Raw genomic sequence first — 18,411 nt, 5'->3', positions numbered from 1 at the left:
ACTATGTTCGAACAACGCGTGAATTCTGACGTACTGACCGTTTCCACTGTAAACTCTCAGGCTCAGGTAACCCAAAAACCCCTGCGCGACTCGGTTAAACAGGCACTGAAGAACTATTTTGCTCAATTGAACGGTCAGGATGTAAGTGACCTGTATGAGCTGGTACTGGCTGAAGTTGAACAGCCACTGTTGGACATGGTGATGCAATACACCCGCGGTAACCAAACCCGCGCAGCCCTGATGATGGGCATCAACCGTGGTACTCTGCGTAAGAAATTGAAAAAATACGGCATGAACTGATACTAATCAGTTAAGCATTTGAAAAAAGGCGCTTTACCTCTTTTGGTTAAGCGCCTTTTTCTTTGCCTTCTATTTAGGCTGCAACAGCCTTAGCGTGGACAGTTTGAGCATTGCGTCTGCGAGCGTTTTTAATGGCTAAAGTTACAGCAGTTGAATGCGAGGTTCCCGCACGATGTTGTTGCTGAAATGGAAAGTAGCCTTGAAGCTGGTGAGATAAAAGCGCAATTCATCATCACCGCAGTGAAAGGCGAGATCAAACGCCGCCAGCGCAAGTAATCCAAAGACTGACTAATTTTGCGGGTAGCGTAAACTTTACTGGTTAATGCTTAATCTGGTAGCCAACTCATGCCAATATCGGACGTTCATAGAACAGAGCGGCAATAACCCAATGGAGTGACTCCAAACTATAGGGCAGATTTGCCTACCGAGAAGGTTCATTTTAATGTAGTGAATTTGCATTTTTGGTGGCACGCGCTTACGCAAGAGCATCCCTTTTGCTAATCTGTACATGTACAAGTTTGCAGCGTCGGAATTTTTATGAAATCGATAACCTATACCTACATGCGCGAACATCTGACCGAAGTGCTTGATGAACTTCGTAATGGTGTAGATTTTATTGTTACTCAGCGAGGTAAACCCGATCTCAAATTGCAGGGGAACCAGAGCGCCAGCTTCCCAGAGGCAAACGCAGGTGTGTATTCTTCGACTCCCAGAGGAGGTATCCGGGTTAAGACTGGTGAAGAGGTGTCAGTGTTCTCAACTCCCAGTGCACACGGAACTGTCTTTGTATCTAAAAGTGGAAGTATTCGCCGAGATAGCAGCTCTGAGCATTATGAAAAAAGACAAACAGTATCGCAGCCCAAAAAATTAAGTTTTGTCGAAGCAAAAACGAGAACACAAAAACGGCATGCGGGTGTCATAAAAATACTCGGAGATAAATAATGTTTGAATTTCTCAATATGGATCAAGTAATTGAAATTCAACAAGATACATTAGCCAGTAGCGGCCCTCCTGACAGAAACAGATTGGGTGGAGCGCTTTCAAGAGTTGAGAATTTACATTTCTACGAGTCATGCAATGATATTTTTAAACTTGCGGCTCTTTACCTAATAGCCATTGCTAAAGCTCATGCTTTTAATGATGCGAATAAAAGGACCGCATTTCAGGCCGCAGCTATTTTTTTGCTGATGAACATAGATCCTGAAATTGCTGATGATCCTGAAGCCAGATCGTATGATCTGAACCAGTCTTATGAACTGGTAAAACTCACGGTATTTGCTGCGATGGATGAAGCAAACCTTGAACAGACCAGTTTTGCATTACGATTATTATCGTCCTACAGAAATGACCTCATGGATGATTATGATTCTGACTACCTTCTTCCTTTACAGTCTTCACTATCTGAAGAATAGTGTCATGCAGTAATTCGGGAAGCACACCGACTCAAATAACCCTAGGCGGTTTATTAAGTAGGCGCGCTTCTCTGTTTGAGCGTTGCAACGAAGCGTATAAAGACGCTTCGTTTGATTGATACAATGTTGGCATTCATTTGTTATCTGGCTAGCCCACTAAACGCCTGAACCTCTCCTAATATGTCGCTTGCCACGGGTAGTCCGGATGCATCTATACCATTTCAGCCGAAAACAGGACATCCGCCATCACAGCCTCTACCCAACAGCCACATTTAGCCGCTCCAGCTACAAAACACCGTCGGATTGAGCAGTCGCTAACCCAGAATCAAAGCACCTCAACCAGCTCAAACTCTTCAAACACCAGCAGCATATCTGGGGCGAACGAGCCTTCTCGTTCGAAAAACTCCTGATGTGCTTGCTGCCAGAAAGCCAGGCTTTTGTCTCCTTCGCCTTCTTTGGCTGCCATCTCAGCGGTCACGTCGCAGTAGCGCACCAGCGTTAACGAGCGAGTTCGAATCACGCAGGAGGGTTGTCCTGCACCGTCCAGAATGATGTTGTAATCGCCGACCTGCGGCGAGGGTTCACTTTTGAACGCATGATACGAGCCACAGCTCGCCGTTTTATGCCCTTCCCGCACCAGTTGCAGCAGCTCATCCGCCAGCTCGGAGCTGTCGCCAAACGCCCAGCGCAGCGCGTCTGGGTACTTTTCCAATCCTTGTTTATGGCTCATCATCTTCCTCTGTTTATACGGCTATGATTGCTTTCTTCTCTCACGCCATCATAGCCGTAAAGAGGCCATCAGGTAATATCCACTTCCACCCAGAGCGCCGCATGGTCGGACGCAGCCGTGTCCCATGATGTTACTTCGGGTAGCGGCGTAACGGGTTCAGCGCCCTCTTTGGCGGCAATCTTGTCGATGTTATAAATGCCTCGACGCTCAACACCCCACTCCACCACCGCCTGATGCAACGGTGCAGACAAGAAAATGTAGTCCAGCTGATTTAACCGAGCGCCTTTCTTGCCGCCAGAGAAATAATAGGTATAACGCTCTTTTTCCGGGCGCTCTGGGTCAATAACCGGATGTAAATCCGACAGGGAAAACAGCGGAGCCAAACTCTGCCAAGGATTTGACGAATCCTCGTTCAAATCGCCGAGAATCACCACGTAATCCTTCTTGAGATCGTAAGTCTGTTGGACAATCTCTGCGACACGTTCGGATTGGTCACGGCGCTTCTGCGCCCCACGCTGTCGTTCTTGTTCTGTTTGACCGCTTTGGCTTTTGAAATGGTTGCACAGAATATAAATTGGCTGTTTGAGGCCAGCATCCAGCGTGACTTCAAGGCAATCACGGCTAAATACGGGGTCAAACTGCTTTCCCGCATCAAAAATATGGGTGCGTAGCTGAACGATCCGATAACGCGTCAAGCAGGCAACATCAATGCCGCGTGGGTCATTCGGGCTGTCGATCATAACGAACTGACTAAATTTCTTTTTCCCGAGTACCTGACTGTTGAAATCCCGTAATACATCCATGTTTTCGACTTCAACGGCGCACAGGATGTCGGCGTTAAGCAGGGTGATAATCTTGCCGGTATTCTTACGCTGCTGGCTGCTGAATTCCTGCGATTTGAACACGATTTCACCAATCCAATCTCCACGACCACGGCAGCTTTTATTGATCCTGAATCCCGTACCTGCCTCTTCCTTTCTCCATCTCCCCAACGTGCCCGCGTCGGTACGGATATCAATATAAGGACGGAGTGCGATAGAAAGGCGGAATACCTTATCCTTCAGGGCATCATCGTATTGGGGCTGTTCGAGAAGTTGCTGAAGTTGCCTGACCTGTTCCAATAAGGCATCGATCTGCTGGGAGTCGGGGAGGTTAAGAATCGCAGTGCGATGAAATAGGTTCTCAACGTTATAGCTGGCGATACGGATCTTCATTGTTGTCTCCTTGACGGATAACGACAGAAGCAATAGTCCTCTTTAAGAGTAGGCTTCTATTGTGACAACCACGCTGCATAGAAAGTAAAAATGCGGAAAGGCTTGATGACAATACGAATAACGGGAATAACGTGATAATGAATAAAGTATAAGGCGCCATGAAAAAACCAGCCGGAAACGCTTTACGCTTTACGCTTTTATTTCACTATCACCGTTTTCATGATGTAAATCGGTTCATCTGCCGCCTCACGCGGGCCAGTAAGCGATAAGGTTTTATGCCTACTGTATCAGGTGGGTATCGGCGCATCGGCAGCAATCAGTTTTTGCTCCCTAAGCTCGTCCCAAAAGCCCTTTGGAATACTCACCTTCATCGACTGGATATTGGCTTCGACCTGCCCAGGAGCACGAGCACCAGGAATAATGGCCGATACGATTGGCGGTGCAGCAGCAAATTGAAGCGCCGCAGTACGAATGTCAATACCGTGTCGATCCGCGATAGTGGCTAAACGAGCCCGCTTCTCAACTACGCCGGGAGGAAGATCATTGCTAAAGTGGTAACGATTTCTCCCCCCCAGAAAACCGTCGTTAAGCGGCGTACCTACCGTCACCGTAATGCCTTTTTTCGCCAAAGCCGGAAACGTTTTTGTCAGTGTTTCCTGATGGTCGATAATACTGTACTGGCAGGCAAGTAAAACAATATCCGGTGTTGGCCCCTTGTCCAACGCAGTCGCCATCACGGCAGCGTCAGCGCGGTTGATACCGAACCCCCAAGCTTTGATGAGACCTTCCGAACGCATCCGTTCCAGTTCAGCCATCGCACCGTTACGCGCAATCTCAAATGATGTCGTCCACGGCGTAGGCAATTCTGTATTATCCGGGCTGAGATCGTGGATGTAGACGATATCAATACTGGACAATCCTAACCGCTGCAGACTGTCCTCAACAGAGCGTCGGGCACCTGCCGCGGTATAATCATACTCATAAGAAAAGTTGAGTTTGTCCGCCCATAGCGAGTCAGGCAACGGCGTTCTGCTGGGATGAAAAATACGCCCCACTTTTGTAGAAACAAGGTATTGATCGCGCGGCTTGTCACGCAGGAACCTCCCTAGCCGATGTTCGGAAAGGCCGTGACCGTAGAAAGGTGAAGTATCATAGTAGCGAACACCGCCGTCCCACGCAGCTTGTAGCGTAGAGTGTGCTAGCTCATCACTGATAGGGGCAAAAATATTGCCAATCTGTGTGCCCCCCATACCGAAGCGGAAAGGTGTCCGATAACGGATATCCTTCGTTGCAGGGGCATTGAGTGGTAATGCCGTACCCGTAACCCTGCCACGAGTCGGCAACACCGATCCCTGCACCGTCAGAGGTTGAAAAGCCGAAATAACCCCATTCGCATTATCCGTTTGAGCAAACGCGCGCCCTGTTGCCACAAGTGCGGCACTTCCAGCAGCCAGCTTCAGAAAATTTCTACGTTCCATACTGAATACCTCTTCGTCGATGCCTATTAATTATTGATTGCGTGATACCCACGACAGAAAAGCTGCGTAAGACCGCCTTTTCATTCAACGTAAATCGGGTACCTCCCCCAGTAACGCCGGATCCCAATGCTCTACCGCTTTACCGTCTTTAATACGCCACGTGTCATACCATGTTGTGGTATAGGAACCACCTGCGACTTTCGGGTCACGAACGGTGCGCGGATAAAGCACCGTAACCAGATCGCTTTCCGCTACCACGGCAATGATTTTCATATTTAGCCGTTCAGGGAGCGGTTGAGGCTTAACCTTGAGCACCTTGGTAAAGTAATCAACAACCGCATCACGGCCGCTCTGTGCATTCGGATTATGTTGTAAGTATTCAGCAGACAGGAGCTCATCGGCTTTCTCCCAATGACCTGCGTCAAGCAACTCGCGGAGGATACGGTAAACCACCTGCTTGTTTGCGTTTAGTGCTGGATTTGGGCTGGTAAACAACGCCTCAGGGTTACGGGAAACGGACGCCGGTATTTGAGCGTATACGGAGCCGATCGTTAGGCTTAATCCCAGTGTTGCCGTCAGGAACAGCGTCTTTATCATAAAAATCACCTTGCTATTTAGTGGTAGGGAATCGATGGTGTCAGGAAATAACATTGGGGATAATTACGGTGTAGTTAACTTTTTTACAAGTACGCACAAAAAAGTTAGTGTGATATGACTGAATCAGGAGAGACGCATGACGACAGAATCCTCACCATGTTTTACCTGCGCTGACGTTATGGCGAAAGCGTGCCCATCACGAACAATTCTGCGCGATGTGACGAGCCGCTGGGGGGTATTAGTGCTGTTGGCACTACGTGAGCGCACCTATCGATTCAGTGAACTACGGCGAACAGTGGGCGGCGTTAGCGAAAAGATGCTGGCGCAAACACTGCAAACGCTGGAGCATGACGGTTTTGTTTTGCGCGTATCACACCCCGTTATCCCGCCGCATGTCGATTACTCGTTAACGCCAATGGGCAGAGAAGTCAGCAAACTTGTCGAGGGGCTGGCCGTATGGATAGAGGACAACCTCCCCTCCATTTTACATGCCCAAAACACCTCAAATGAGGCGGATAGTCTGTTCACGCAGTAAGGTGAGCAACATCGCCAAAACGACGCAAAGCCACTATATTCACTTCTGATATAAATCATCACACAACGTGATTTATAAACAGATGTGTTGTCGCGTAGATTCATTATTAACAAAAGTTATAAGCACATCGCTGCATACCACTCACAGGAATTCATAATGAAAAAAATACGTTTTGCTTTACTGACCAGCGCCCTGCTTGCTACCAGCGTATTCGCTCATGCAGATGACCTTAGCGCCATCAAGTCCGCAGGGGTTATCAAGTTCGGTACAGAAGGCACCTACGCGCCTTACACCTATCATGATAAATCAGGGCAACTGGTTGGCTTCGATGTGGACGTTGGTCGCGCGGTAGCAGAAAAACTCGGTGTGAAAGCCCAGTTCATTGAAGGACGTTGGGACGGTTTAATCGCCGGTATTGATGCCAAGCGCTACGATGCGGTCATCAATCAGGTTGGCGTAACCAAAGAACGTCAGGTCAAGTATGATTTCTCCAAGCCTTATATTGACTCCAAAGCCGTGCTGGTTGTCCGTGGTGATAACGCCGCCATCAAGGATTTCAGCGATCTGAAAGGCAAAAAATCGGCCCAAAGCCTGACCAGTAATTATTCGAAGCAAGCCACCAGCTACGGTGCGGAAATTGTACCAACGGATGGCTTTAATCAGTCGCTGGATCTGGTCCTCAGCGGCCGTGCCGACGCTACGTTAAACGATAATCTGTCATTCCTGGATTTCAAAAAGCATAAGCCAGATGCCAACGTGAAGATTGCCGCGACCTCAAAGGACGGTGAACCTTCCGCTATTCTGGTACGTAAAGATCAGGCTCCACTGGTGGAAGCATTGAATAAAGCTCTGGATGAAATCAAAGCTGACGGCACCTATAAAACGATATCTGTGCGATACTTCGGGGAGGATGTTTCTCAATAATCGCACTGTTACCAGAGCGCGTTGTTAGCAATGTCATTGTTATCAGCGCGCGCTGTGATTAGCGCCTATCGTTATCGGAGCTCGTTTTCATGCCGCCTTGGCTACAACTCATGGCAGACTCTTTCTGGAGTCTGCTGTCTGCGGGACTGAAATTTACTGTCCCTCTGGCTATCCTGTCTTTCATCTTTGGCCTAGCTCTCGGCATTCTCATCGCGCTGGTTCGCCTCTATGGCCCAAAGCCGCTGAAATGGCTGGGTGATTTCTACGTTTGGGTCATTCGTGGAACGCCGTTGCTGGTGCAGCTTTTCCTGATTTTTTATGGGCTGCCCAGCGCAGGTATTACTCTTGATGCCTTTCCGGCGGCACTTATTGGTTTCACCGTCAGTGTGGGGGCCTACAGCTCTGAGATCGTCCGTGGGGCAATCTTATCTGTCCCGAAAGGCCAATGGAGTGCCGCCTATTCTCTCGGCATGAATGGCAGGCAGGCGATTCGTTGGGTCATCTTCCCCCAATCCGTTTTCGTTTCGTTACCGCCGCTCTCCAATACGTTTATTTCCTTAATCAAGGATACGTCGCTGGCCGCCGTCATCACCGTACCAGAGATGTTTTTATCCGCTCAACGGATCGTTTCCGTTACCTATGAACCTCTGATTCTGTATGTCGAGGCTGCGCTGATTTATCTGATGTTCAGCACGGTGCTAAGCCAATTACAGGCTAAGCTCGAAAAGTATTATCAGCGCCACATCACACACTAACGTTTCTACCTCAGCCCACGCCATCCGCTGGGCTGATGACGTTACCACGTTCCCCCCCTGCCTAGCAGGTAATCCCACGCCTGAAAATACGCAAATAGGCTGAAGATGCCCCGCCCTTTCTATTTTTACGCACCAAAATAGGGCGCACTGCCCGCTTTGCATTTGTCACGGTGCGCGCATACCTAATTAGAAGCACCCACTTAGATCAATAACCATTCCATTTCGTCTTCATTATCAAGCAAATAGAAAACTGGCATTTTATTTGCTTTGCTCTGCTTACGTCGGCATACCGACAGACAGGTATGGTGCACCTTATTGTGCGCCGCAACACAACTGTGTACTGCAACAACAGCAGATAACTCTAGACGCTAGGATGATTATGAAAAGAATAGTGATTTCTACTCTGGTTGCTGGCGCGTCACTCTTTGCCGCCATCAACCAAGCCCATGCTGGTGCAACGCTGGACGCCATTCAGAAGAAAGGATTTGTGCAATGTGGTATCAGTGATGGCTTACCCGGCTTTTCCTATGCAGACGCCAGTGGCAAATACTCCGGTATTGACGTTGACGTGTGCCGCGGTCTTGCCGCTGCCGTATTCGGGGATGCCAATAAAGTCAAATACACGCCGCTGACGGCAAAAGAGCGCTTCACTGCGCTGCAATCCGGCGAAGTTGACGTACTGTCGCGCAACACCACTTGGACTTCCTCTCGTGACGGCGGAATGGGTATGCTCTTTACTGGCGTAACCTACTACGACGGTATTGGTTTCCTGACGCATAACAAAGCGGGCTTAACCAGTGCAAAAGAGCTGGATGGCGCAACCGTTTGTATTCAGGCCGGAACCGATACAGAACTGAACGTCGCTGACTACTTCAAAACCCATAAAATGCAGTACACCCCTGTCACGTTCGACCGCTCTGATGAAAGTGCCAAAGCGCTGGAGTCGGGCCGTTGCGATACGCTGGCATCAGACCAGTCACAGCTGTATGCACTGCGCATCAAGCTGAGCAAACCTGCTGAATTCATCGTTCTGCCAGAAGTGATTTCCAAAGAACCTCTGGGCCCGGTTGTACGCCGTGGTGATGAAGAGTGGTTCTCTATCGTACGCTGGACGCTATTCGCCATGCTGAATGCCGAAGAGATGGGTGTGACCTCGAAAAACGTCGATCAACTGGCAGCAAAACCCACTACACCAGATATGTCTCACCTGCTTGGTCATGAAGGCAGCTACGGTAAAGATCTCAAATTACCGAATGATTGGGCATTCAAAATCATCAAACAGGTCGGTAACTACGGCGAAATCTTTGAACGTAATGTCGGTATGGGCAGCGAGCTGAAAATTAAGCGCGGCCTGAACGAACTGTGGAACAAAGGCGGGATTCAGTACGCGCCAGCGGTACGTTAATTATCAGAACAACCTGGGCGCAGTGTATTGCTGCGCCCCGTATCGAGGTTCAAGCATGCTACAACGCCCAACCGTAAAAGGTGATTTATCACTGACGAATCCAGCGGTGCGCGCCTGGCTGTATCAAATTGTCGTTGTTATCGCTGTATTGTCTGTCGCAGCCTACCTGTTGCACAACACTGTGACCAATCTGTCGCAAAGAGGCATTACCTCTGGCTTCGATTTTCTGAATAAAAGCGCCGGCTTTGGCATCGTCCAGCACCTGATTGACTATCAACAAGGCGATACCTACGCCCGCGTTTTTCTTGTTGGGCTATTCAACACGCTTTTGGTTTCAGCATTGTGCATCGTGTTTGCTTCTATTCTCGGCTTTACCATCGGTCTTGCTCGGCTATCCGACAACTGGCTATTACGGAAAATATCCAACATTTACATCGAGATATTCCGTAATATTCCGCCGTTATTGCAGATTTTTTTCTGGTATTTTGCCGTATTACGAAATCTGCCGGGCCCGCGTCAGTCCATCAGTGCGTTTGATATCGCGTTCCTCAGCAACCGAGGCTTTTATCTGCCATCCCCTGAGATGGGGCCGGGCACCGCTGCATTTTTTCTTTCTCTACTGATCACGCTAGTAGTGACATGGAGCGTCTTTCGGCGTAATCAGCGCTATCACGCTTTAACCGGTCAGGTGCGTAGAACCTGGCCGCTGACGTTGGGTTTGTTGCTTATCCTGTGCGCACTCAGCCATCTGGTTTTCGGCCCTGCTTTTCACTGGAATGTACCGGAATTAAAAGGGTTCAATTTCCGTGGCGGTATGGTGTTGATCCCTGAACTAGCGGCATTGACTGTCGCGCTCTCAGTCTACACCTCATCGTTTATCGCCGAGATTATTCGCTCTGGTATCCAATCGGTTTCTCACGGCCAACATGAGGCAGCGCGTTCTCTCGGCTTACCTAATCCCGTTACGCTGCGTAAAGTCATCCTCCCACAGGCATTACGCGTCATCATTCCACCGCTGACCAGCCAGTATCTCAACATCGTGAAAAATTCATCATTGGCGGCGGCAATTGGCTATCCCGATATGGTGTCGCTATTCGCGGGAACCGTGTTGAATCAGACCGGTCAAGCTATCGAAACCATCGCCATTACCATGTCGGTCTATCTCATTATCAGCCTGCTGATCTCGCTGCTGATGAACCTGTATAACCGAAGAATTGCGTTAGTCGAACGCTAAGAGGACGCCATGACGATGAACCAGTATACGCAAAACCGTCAGCCGCCTCTGCTCAGAGCAATGCAGTGGGCACGACGTAATCTCTTCTCAAGTATTGCCAATAGCCTGTTAACACTGTTTTGCCTCTGGCTATTGTGGATTGCCATACCGCCGCTGCTCAACTGGGCAATCTTTCAGGCTAATTGGATTGGCACCACTCGTAATGACTGTACGCGTGATGGTGCCTGCTGGGTCTTCATTCATGCCAGATTTGGTCATTTCATGTATGGGCTGTATCCGGCAACGGAAGTCTGGCGCATCAACTTTGCACTCGCTATCGGTCTGCTCAGTATCCTACCGATGTTTCTGAAAACCATTCCCTATCGCGGACGTTACATTGCCGTCTGGACAGTGGCTTACCCACTCATCGCCTGGTGGCTACTTTACGGTGGGTTTGGCGGGCTCAGTAGAGTGGAAACGTATCAGTGGGGCGGGTTAACGTTAACGCTGATTATCGCTGCTGTAGGTATCGCCGGCGCACTACCATTAGGCATCTTGCTCGCATTAGGCCGCCGTTCCACGCTACCGATTGTCCGTATGCTTTCCGTCGTGTTCATCGAATTCTGGCGTGGTGTACCGTTAATCACCGTGCTTTTTATGTCGTCCGTGATGCTGCCGCTGTTTTTAACGGAAGGCACCACTATCGACAAACTGCTAAGGGCATTAGTTGGCGTGATTTTATTCCAATCCGCTTATGTCGCCGAGGTGGTTCGCGGTGGCTTGCAGGCGCTTCCTAAAGGACAGTATGAAGCGGCTGAATCTCTGGGCTTAGGCTATTGGCGTATGCAGGGGCTGGTCATCCTTCCCCAAGCGCTGAAAATGGTTATCCCAGGTCTGGTGAACACCATCATTTCTCTCTTTAAAGACACGAGCCTAGTCATCATCATCGGCCTTTTCGATCTCTTCAGCAGTATCCAGCAGGCAACCGTCGACCCCACTTGGCTGGGTATGTCGACAGAAGGTTACGTTTTTGCCGCAATGGTCTACTGGATTTTCTGTTTCAGCATGTCGCGCTATAGCCAACATCTGGAAAATCGTTTTAACACCGGACACAATTCACACTGAGGCCATCGATGAATCAGACTGCATTAACTCAATCAACCGATCACATGATTACCTTAGAAAATGTGAATAAGTGGTACGGACAATTTCATGTGCTTAAAGACATCAATTTGCAGGTCAGGCAAGGGGAACGCATTGTGCTGTGTGGCCCTTCCGGATCGGGTAAATCGACCACCATACGCTGTATTAATCATCTCGAAGAACATCAGCAGGGACGGATTGTTGTTGACGGCATTGAGTTGAATAACGATTTGCGCAACATCGAAAAAGTTCGCACTGAAGTTGGCATGGTGTTTCAGCATTTCAATCTTTTCCCGCACTTAACCGTATTACAAAACTGCACGCTGGCACCATCCTGGGTACGTCACACACCGAAAAAAGAAGCAGAAGAGTTGGCCATGCACTATCTGGAACGTGTGCGCATCGCCGCACATGCCCATAAATTCCCGGGACAACTATCTGGAGGCCAACAGCAACGCGTAGCTATCGCGCGTTCTCTGTGCATGAAGCCCAAGATTATGTTGTTCGACGAACCAACGTCCGCACTGGATCCTGAAATGGTGAAAGAAGTGCTAGATACAATGCTGGGGCTGGCACAAGATGGGATGACGATGCTGTGCGTAACGCACGAAATGGGGTTCGCGAAAACCGTCGCTGACCGGGTGATCTTTATGGATCAAGGTGAGATCGTAGAACAAGCGCCACCAGATATCTTCTTTTCTAGTCCTCGTTCAGAGCGCACGCAGTCATTTCTTTCACAAATCCTGCACTAATTCAGAACAATAAGCCTGCGTACCTGCGCAGGCTTTCCCCTGCATCGCCATTATGATGGTCCTTACTGTTCGCACTGCTCATCACATACCTGACGACATAAGGAAGAAAACAAATTCCAGCTCCCCAAATGCCCCACAGCAAAAAGCCCCCGTCTTTCGACAGGGGCTTTCCACATGTTTGATGCCTGGCAGTTCCCTACTCTCACATGGGGAGACCCCACACTACCATCGGCGCTACGGCGTTTCACTTCTGAGTTCGGCATGGGGTCAGGTGGGACCACCGCGCTATCGCCGCCAGGCAAATTCTGTTTCATTCCAACCGTTACACTTCACTTTTCTTGTGTCGTATAACCATCAGAACCAATCTTTGAACAAGCTGAATATCGTTTTATATGAGTCACCCACAAAACACCTTCGGTGTTGTAAGGTTAAGCCTCTCGGGTCATTAGTACTGGTTAGCTCAACGTATCGCTACGCTTACACACCCAGCCTATCTACGTCGTAGTCTTCAACGGCCCTTCAGGGGCATCTAGTGCCCAGGGAAGACTCATCTCGAGGCAAGTTTCCCGCTTAGATGCTTTCAGCGGTTATCTCTTCCGCACTTAGCTACCGGGCAATGCAATTGGCATCACAACCCGAACACCAGTGGTGCGTTCACTCCGGTCCTCTCGTACTAGGAGCAACCCCTCTCAATCTTCCAACGCCCACGGCAGATAGGGACCGAACTGTCTCACGACGTTCTAAACCCAGCTCGCGTACCACTTTAAATGGCGAACAGCCATACCCTTGGGACCTACTTCAGCCCCAGGATGTGATGAGCCGACATCGAGGTGCCAAACACCGCCGTCGATATGAACTCTTGGGCGGTATCAGCCTGTTATCCCCGGAGTACCTTTTATCCGTTGAGCGATGGCCCTTCCATTCAGAACCACCGGATCACTAAGACCTGCTTTCGCACCTGCTCGAGCTGTCACTCTCGCAGTCAAGCTAGCTTATGCCTTTGCACTAACCTCCTGATGTCCGACCAGGATTAGCTAACCTTCGTGCTCCTCCGTTACTCTTTGGGAGGAGACCGCCCCAGTCAAACTACCCACCAGACACTGTCCGCAACCCGGATCACGGGCCTACGTTAGAACATCAAACATTAAAGGGTGGTATTTCAAGGTTGGCTCCACAAGAACTGGCGTCCTCGCTTCAAAGCCTCCCACCTATCCTACACATCAAGGCTCAAGGTTCAGTGTCAAGCTATAGTAAAGGTTCACGGGGTCTTTCCGTCTTGCCGCGGGTACACTGCATCTTCACAGCGAGTTCAATTTCACTGAGTCTCGGGTGGAGACAGCCTGGCCATCATTACGCCATTCGTGCAGGTCGGAACTTACCCGACAAGGAATTTCGCTACCTTAGGACCGTTATAGTTACGGCCGCCGTTTACCGGGGCTTCGATCAAGAGCTTCGCCTTGCGGCTGACCCCATCAATTAACCTTCCGGCACCGGGCAGGCGTCACACCGTATACGTCCACTTTCGTGTTTGCACAGTGCTGTGTTTTTATTAAACAGTTGCAGCCAGCTGGTATCTGCGACTCCCGTCAGCTCCGTCCGCAAGGGACTTCACCGACAGGAGCGTGCCTTCTCCCGAAGTTACGGCACCATTTTGCCTAGTTCCTTCACCCGAGTTCTCTCAAGCGCCTGAGTATTCTCTACCTGACCACCTGTGTCGGTTTGGGGTACGATTTGATGTTACCTGGAGCTTAGAGGCTTTTCCTGGAAGCGTAGCATTGGTTACTTCATCACCGTAGTGACTCGTCATCACGCCTCAGTGTTAATAATGACCCGGATTTACCTAAGTCATCCACCTTCACGCTTAAACCGGGACAACCGTCGCCCGGATAACCTAGCTTTCTCCGTCCCCCCTTCGCAGTAACACCGAGTACAGGAATATTAACCTGTTTCCCATCGACTACGCTTTTCAGCCTCGCCTTAGGGGTCGACTCACCCTGCCCCGATTAACGTTGGACAGGAACCCTTGGTCTTCCGGCGTGCGGGTTTTTCACCCGCATTATCGTTACTTATGTCAGCATTCGCACTTCTGATACCTCCAGCAACCCTCACAGGTCACCTTCGACGGCTTACAGAACGCTCCCCTACCCAACAACACCTAAGTGTCGCTGCCGCAGCTTCGGTGCATGGTTTAGCCCCGTTACATCTTCCGCGCAGGCCGACTCGACCAGTGAGCTATTACGCTTTCTTTAAATGATGGCTGCTTCTAAGCCAACATCCTGGCTGTCTGTGCCTTCCCACATCGTTTCCCACTTAACCATGACTTTGGGACCTTAGCTGGCGGTCTGGGTTGTTTCCCTCTTCACGACGAACGTTAGCACCCGCCGTGTGTCTCCCGTGATAACATTCTTCGGTATTCGTAGTTTGCATCGGGTTGGTAAGTCGGGATGACCCCCTAGCCGAAACAGTGCTCTACCCCCGAAGATGAGTTCACGAGGCGCTACCTAAATAGCTTTCGGGGAGAACCAGCTATCTCCCGGTTTGATTGGCCTTTCACCCCCAGCCACAAGTCATCCGCTAATTTTTCAACATTAGTCGGTTCGGTCCTCCAGTTAGTGTTACCCAACCTTCAACCTGCCCATGGCTAGATCACCGGGTTTCGGGTCTATACCCTGCAACTTAACGCCCAGTTAAGACTCGGTTTCCCTGCGGCTCCCCTATTCGGTTAACCTTGCTACAGAATATAAGTCGCTGACCCATTATACAAAAGGTACGCAGTCACCCTGATTAATCAAGGCTCCCACTGCTTGTACGTACACGGTTTCAGGTTCTATTTCACTCCCCTCGCCGGGGTTCTTTTCGCCTTTCCCTCACGGTACTGGTTCACTATCGGTCAGTCAGGAGTATTTAGCCTTGGAGGATGGTCCCCCCATATTCAGACAGGATGTCACGTGTCCCGCCCTACTCATCGAACTCACAATCTGTGCATTTTTGTGTACGGGACTATCACCCTTTACTGTGCGACTTTCCAGACGCTTCCACTAACACACAAACTGATTCAGGTTCTGGGCTCCTCCCCGTTCGCTCGCCGCTACTAGGGGAATCTCGGTTGATTTCTTTTCCTCGGGGTACTGAGATGTTTCAGTTCCCCCGGTTCGCCTCATTACGCTATGTATTCACGTAATGATAATGTGTCGAAACACATTGGGTTTCCCCATTCGGGTATCGTCGGGTATAACGCTTCATATCAGCTTACCGACGCTTATCGCAGATTAGCACGCCCTTCATCGCCTCTGACTGCCTAGGCATCCACCGTGTACGCTTAGTCGCTTAACCTCACAACCCGAAGATGTTTCTTTCGATTCATCCTCGCGCTGCGATTATTTGAGAGACTCATTGACATGCTGATTCATCACGACCCGCCCGAAGGCAGTCATGCATGTTCAGCTGTCATGTTTCAATTTTCAGCTTGTTCCAGATTGTTAAAGAGCAAAATACTTCGCAGCATACTGTTTCCAATACGCTCTGAAGTCTTTTTTAATGGTGGAGCTATGCGGGATCGAACCGCAGACCTCCTGCGTGCAAAGCAGGCGCTCTCCCAGCTGAGCTATAGCCCCATCTCTACTTACAGTTACCTTAGATACCACTCATGGAAGAGTTGGTAGGCCTGAGTGGACTTGAACCACCGACCTCACCCTTATCAGGGGTGCGCTCTAACCACCTGAGCTACAAGCCTATTAAGGTATTTCTGCTCGTTATTTTCATCAGACAATCTGTGTGAGCACTTCACTTAACACACATCTTTATTGGTAAGGAGGTGATCCAACCGCAGGTTCCCCTACGGTTACCTTGTTACGACTTCACCCCAGTCATGAATCACAAAGTGGTAAGCGCCCTCCCGAAGGTTAAGCTACCTACTTCTTTTGCAACCCACTCCCATGGTGTGACGGGCGGTGTGTACAAGGCCCGGGAACGTATTCACCGTAGCATTCTGATCTACGATTACTAGCGATTCCGACTTCATGGAGTCGAGTTGCAGACTCCAATCCGGACTACGACGTACTTTATGAGGTCCGCTGGCTCTCGCGAGTTCGCTTCTCTTTGTATACGCCATTGTAGCACGTGTGTAGCCCTACTCGTAAGGGCCATGATGACTTGACGTCATCCCCACCTTCCTCCGGTTTATCACCGGCAGTCTCCTTTGAGTTCCCGCCATTACGCGCTGGCAACAAAGGATAAGGGTTGCGCTCGTTGCGGGACTTAACCCAACATTTCACAACACGAGCTGACGACAGCCATGCAGCACCTGTCTCAGAGTTCCCGAAGGCACTAAGGCATCTCTGCCAAATTCTCTGGATGTCAAGAGTAGGTAAGGTTCTTCGCGTTGCATCGAATTAAACCACATGCTCCACCGCTTGTGCGGGCCCCCGTCAATTCATTTGAGTTTTAACCTTGCGGCCGTACTCCCCAGGCGGTCGACTTAACGCGTTAGCTCCGGAAGCCACGCCTCAAGGGCACAACCTCCAAGTCGACATCGTTTACAGCGTGGACTACCAGGGTATCTAATCCTGTTTGCTCCCCACGCTTTCGCACCTGAGCGTCAGTCTTTGTCCAGGGGGCCGCCTTCGCCACCGGTATTCCTCCAGATCTCTACGCATTTCACCGCTACACCTGGAATTCTACCCCCCTCTACAAGACTCTAGCCTGTCAGTTTTGAATGCAGTTCCCAGGTTAAGCCCGGGGATTTCACATCCAACTTAACAGACCGCCTGCGTGCGCTTTACGCCCAGTCATTCCGATTAACGCTTGCACCCTCCGTATTACCGCGGCTGCTGGCACGGAGTTAGCCGGTGCTTCTTCTGCGGGTAACGTCAATCAGCAAGGTTATTAACCTTACTGCCTTCCTCCCCGCTGAAAGTGCTTTACAACCCGAAGGCCTTCTTCACACACGCGGCATGGCTGCATCAGGCTTGCGCCCATTGTGCAATATTCCCCACTGCTGCCTCCCGTAGGAGTCTGGACCGTGTCTCAGTTCCAGTGTGGCTGGTCATCCTCTCAGACCAGCTAGGGATCGTCGCCTAGGTGGGCCATTACCCCGCCTACTAGCTAATCCCATCTGGGCACATCTGATGGCAAGAGGCCCGAAGGTCCCCCTCTTTGGTCCGAAGACGTTATGCGGTATTAGCTACCGTTTCCAGTAGTTATCCCCCTCCATCAGGCAGTTTCCCAGACATTACTCACCCGTCCGCCGCTCGTCACCCAAAGAGCAAGCTCTTCTGTGCTACCGCTCGACTTGCATGTGTTAGGCCTGCCGCCAGCGTTCAATCTGAGCCATGATCAAACTCTTCAATTTAAGATTTGTTTGATTTGCTGAACTCGTCAGCGATGCTCAAAGAATTAGTAACTGTTCATTCGTAATGAATTTTACTGTTGTTCACTCTTCAAGACTTTTTATATCGTTTAAGATACGGTCTTGTGAGTGCCCACACAGATTGTCTGATTATATTGTTAAAGAGCAGTGCCACGTCTTCCGTGGCGCGGGCCGCATATATTATGCTTTTCCGCTGTGAAGTCAAGTCATTACTGACTGCCTTCGTTGAATCTTTTCTGTCACACCAACTTCGTAAGTCGCTGTTGCCGTGTCAGTGGATGCGCATTATAGGGACTTCTCGCCCGCTGACAATAGGTATTTTAAAGAAAAATGACTGTTTGCTGCATTCCACAGCAAAACCCCACCTTATACCTATTTTTGCACAAACTTATCCACAGAAAGCATTCTACTCAAAAATTGACGAGCATCACGCAAACGTTTTCGCTACAATTCACCCCGTTCAAAATCGTCGTATTTTTGCGAACGCTAACTGAATATTTCTCTTTATTCCGCAATTATTACTCTGACAAAGACGATATTCACATACCGTTCTTTACTGACTACCCAAATCCAGGGGATAACATC

15 protein-coding genes, 2 tRNA genes and 3 rRNA genes are annotated in these 18,411 nt (G+C 49.9%); 11 read left to right on the top strand and 9 right to left on the bottom strand.

Annotation, left to right across the window (positions count from 1 at the left end):
- Positions 1-3: 3 nt before the first annotated feature.
- The 4 genes from fis (at position 4) to GZ59_RS01365 (ending at position 1,712) form a co-directional block, all read left to right on the top strand.
- Positions 4-300: a DNA-binding transcriptional regulator Fis gene (fis, locus tag GZ59_RS01375; protein WP_005975342.1), complete on the top strand. Its 297-nt coding sequence runs from the start codon at positions 4-6 to the stop codon at positions 298-300.
- 150 nt (positions 301-450) lie between these two features.
- Positions 451-576 (top strand): YlcI/YnfO family protein, encoded by a 126-nt coding sequence (locus GZ59_RS23975; RefSeq protein ID WP_086935204.1) that lies wholly within the window; start codon positions 451-453, stop codon positions 574-576.
- A 261-nt stretch (positions 577-837) separates the two neighbouring features.
- A complete protein-coding gene (locus tag GZ59_RS01370; RefSeq protein WP_011091890.1) occupies positions 838-1,242 on the top strand; it encodes a type II toxin-antitoxin system Phd/YefM family antitoxin in 405 nt (134 codons plus the stop codon).
- Positions 1,242-1,712 carry a type II toxin-antitoxin system death-on-curing family toxin gene (locus tag GZ59_RS01365; protein ID WP_011091889.1) on the top strand — a complete coding sequence of 157 codons (471 nt, stop codon included), beginning with the start codon at positions 1,242-1,244 and terminating at the stop codon, positions 1,710-1,712. Before GZ59_RS01370 ends, GZ59_RS01365 begins: the two co-directional genes overlap by 1 nt.
- A gap of 325 nt (positions 1,713-2,037) precedes the next feature.
- Here GZ59_RS01365 and GZ59_RS01360 read toward each other — a convergent pair whose 3' ends face one another.
- The 4 genes from GZ59_RS01360 to GZ59_RS01345 form a co-directional block, all read right to left on the bottom strand.
- Positions 2,038-2,442, bottom strand: a complete 405-nt coding sequence (locus GZ59_RS01360) for an ASCH domain-containing protein (RefSeq protein WP_011091888.1) — start codon at positions 2,440-2,442, stop codon at positions 2,038-2,040.
- A 68-nt stretch (positions 2,443-2,510) separates the two neighbouring features.
- On the bottom strand, positions 2,511-3,656 hold the full coding sequence (locus GZ59_RS01355; RefSeq protein WP_039289562.1) for an endonuclease/exonuclease/phosphatase family protein: 1,146 nt from the start codon (positions 3,654-3,656) through the stop codon (positions 2,511-2,513).
- Positions 3,657-3,943: 287 nt separating this feature from the next.
- On the bottom strand, positions 3,944-5,134 hold the full coding sequence (locus tag GZ59_RS01350; protein WP_039289558.1) for an aldo/keto reductase: 1,191 nt from the start codon (positions 5,132-5,134) through the stop codon (positions 3,944-3,946).
- Between the two features lie 84 nt (positions 5,135-5,218).
- Positions 5,219-5,731, bottom strand: coding sequence for a nuclear transport factor 2 family protein (locus tag GZ59_RS01345; RefSeq protein ID WP_080641325.1), 513 nt, complete (start codon positions 5,729-5,731; stop codon positions 5,219-5,221).
- A gap of 136 nt (positions 5,732-5,867) precedes the next feature.
- On the opposite strand from GZ59_RS01345, the gene GZ59_RS01340 reads away from it, so the two are divergent.
- The 7 genes from GZ59_RS01340 (at position 5,868) to GZ59_RS01310 (ending at position 12,458) form a co-directional block, all read left to right on the top strand.
- Positions 5,868-6,266: a winged helix-turn-helix transcriptional regulator gene (locus GZ59_RS01340; protein WP_011091884.1), complete on the top strand. Its 399-nt coding sequence runs from the start codon at positions 5,868-5,870 to the stop codon at positions 6,264-6,266.
- 156 nt (positions 6,267-6,422) lie between these two features.
- The gene (locus tag GZ59_RS01335) at positions 6,423-7,190 is read left to right on the top strand and encodes an amino acid ABC transporter substrate-binding protein (RefSeq protein ID WP_011091883.1); all 768 of its coding nucleotides are present in this window, start codon (positions 6,423-6,425) and stop codon (positions 7,188-7,190) included.
- Between the two features lie 89 nt (positions 7,191-7,279).
- Positions 7,280-7,945 (top strand): amino acid ABC transporter permease, encoded by a 666-nt coding sequence (locus GZ59_RS01330; protein WP_011091882.1) that lies wholly within the window; start codon positions 7,280-7,282, stop codon positions 7,943-7,945.
- A 379-nt stretch (positions 7,946-8,324) separates the two neighbouring features.
- Positions 8,325-9,350, top strand: coding sequence for an amino acid ABC transporter substrate-binding protein (locus GZ59_RS01325; protein ID WP_005975324.1), 1,026 nt, complete (start codon positions 8,325-8,327; stop codon positions 9,348-9,350).
- 55 nt (positions 9,351-9,405) lie between these two features.
- The gene (locus GZ59_RS01320) at positions 9,406-10,584 is read left to right on the top strand and encodes an amino acid ABC transporter permease (protein ID WP_011091881.1); all 1,179 of its coding nucleotides are present in this window, start codon (positions 9,406-9,408) and stop codon (positions 10,582-10,584) included.
- Positions 10,585-10,593: 9 nt separating this feature from the next.
- Positions 10,594-11,688: an amino acid ABC transporter permease gene (locus tag GZ59_RS01315; RefSeq protein WP_011091880.1), complete on the top strand. Its 1,095-nt coding sequence runs from the start codon at positions 10,594-10,596 to the stop codon at positions 11,686-11,688.
- A gap of 8 nt (positions 11,689-11,696) precedes the next feature.
- Positions 11,697-12,458 (top strand): amino acid ABC transporter ATP-binding protein, encoded by a 762-nt coding sequence (locus tag GZ59_RS01310; protein ID WP_011091879.1) that lies wholly within the window; start codon positions 11,697-11,699, stop codon positions 12,456-12,458.
- Between the two features lie 183 nt (positions 12,459-12,641).
- On the opposite strand, the gene rrf is transcribed toward GZ59_RS01310, so the two are convergent.
- The 5 genes from rrf to GZ59_RS01285 form a co-directional block, all read right to left on the bottom strand.
- Positions 12,642-12,757: ribosomal RNA gene (rrf, locus tag GZ59_RS01305) — 5S ribosomal RNA — on the bottom strand.
- Positions 12,758-12,882: 125 nt separating this feature from the next.
- Positions 12,883-15,791: ribosomal RNA gene (locus GZ59_RS01300) — 23S ribosomal RNA — on the bottom strand.
- Between the two features lie 205 nt (positions 15,792-15,996).
- A tRNA-Ala gene (locus tag GZ59_RS01295) sits at positions 15,997-16,072 on the bottom strand.
- Between the two features lie 42 nt (positions 16,073-16,114).
- Positions 16,115-16,191: transfer RNA gene (locus tag GZ59_RS01290), tRNA-Ile, on the bottom strand.
- 74 nt (positions 16,192-16,265) lie between these two features.
- Positions 16,266-17,808, bottom strand: a 16S ribosomal RNA gene (locus GZ59_RS01285).
- Together the 16S, 23S and 5S rRNA genes with 2 tRNA genes alongside form the textbook arrangement of a ribosomal RNA operon.
- Positions 17,809-18,411 lie beyond the last annotated feature (603 nt).

Source organism: Pectobacterium atrosepticum (assembly GCF_000740965.1).
In the GTDB taxonomy this organism is placed as follows: Bacteria; Pseudomonadota; Gammaproteobacteria; order Enterobacterales; family Enterobacteriaceae; genus Pectobacterium; species Pectobacterium atrosepticum.
The sequence above is the reverse complement of the archived record's forward strand: the minus strand, read 5'-3'. Positions and strand labels throughout refer to the sequence as shown.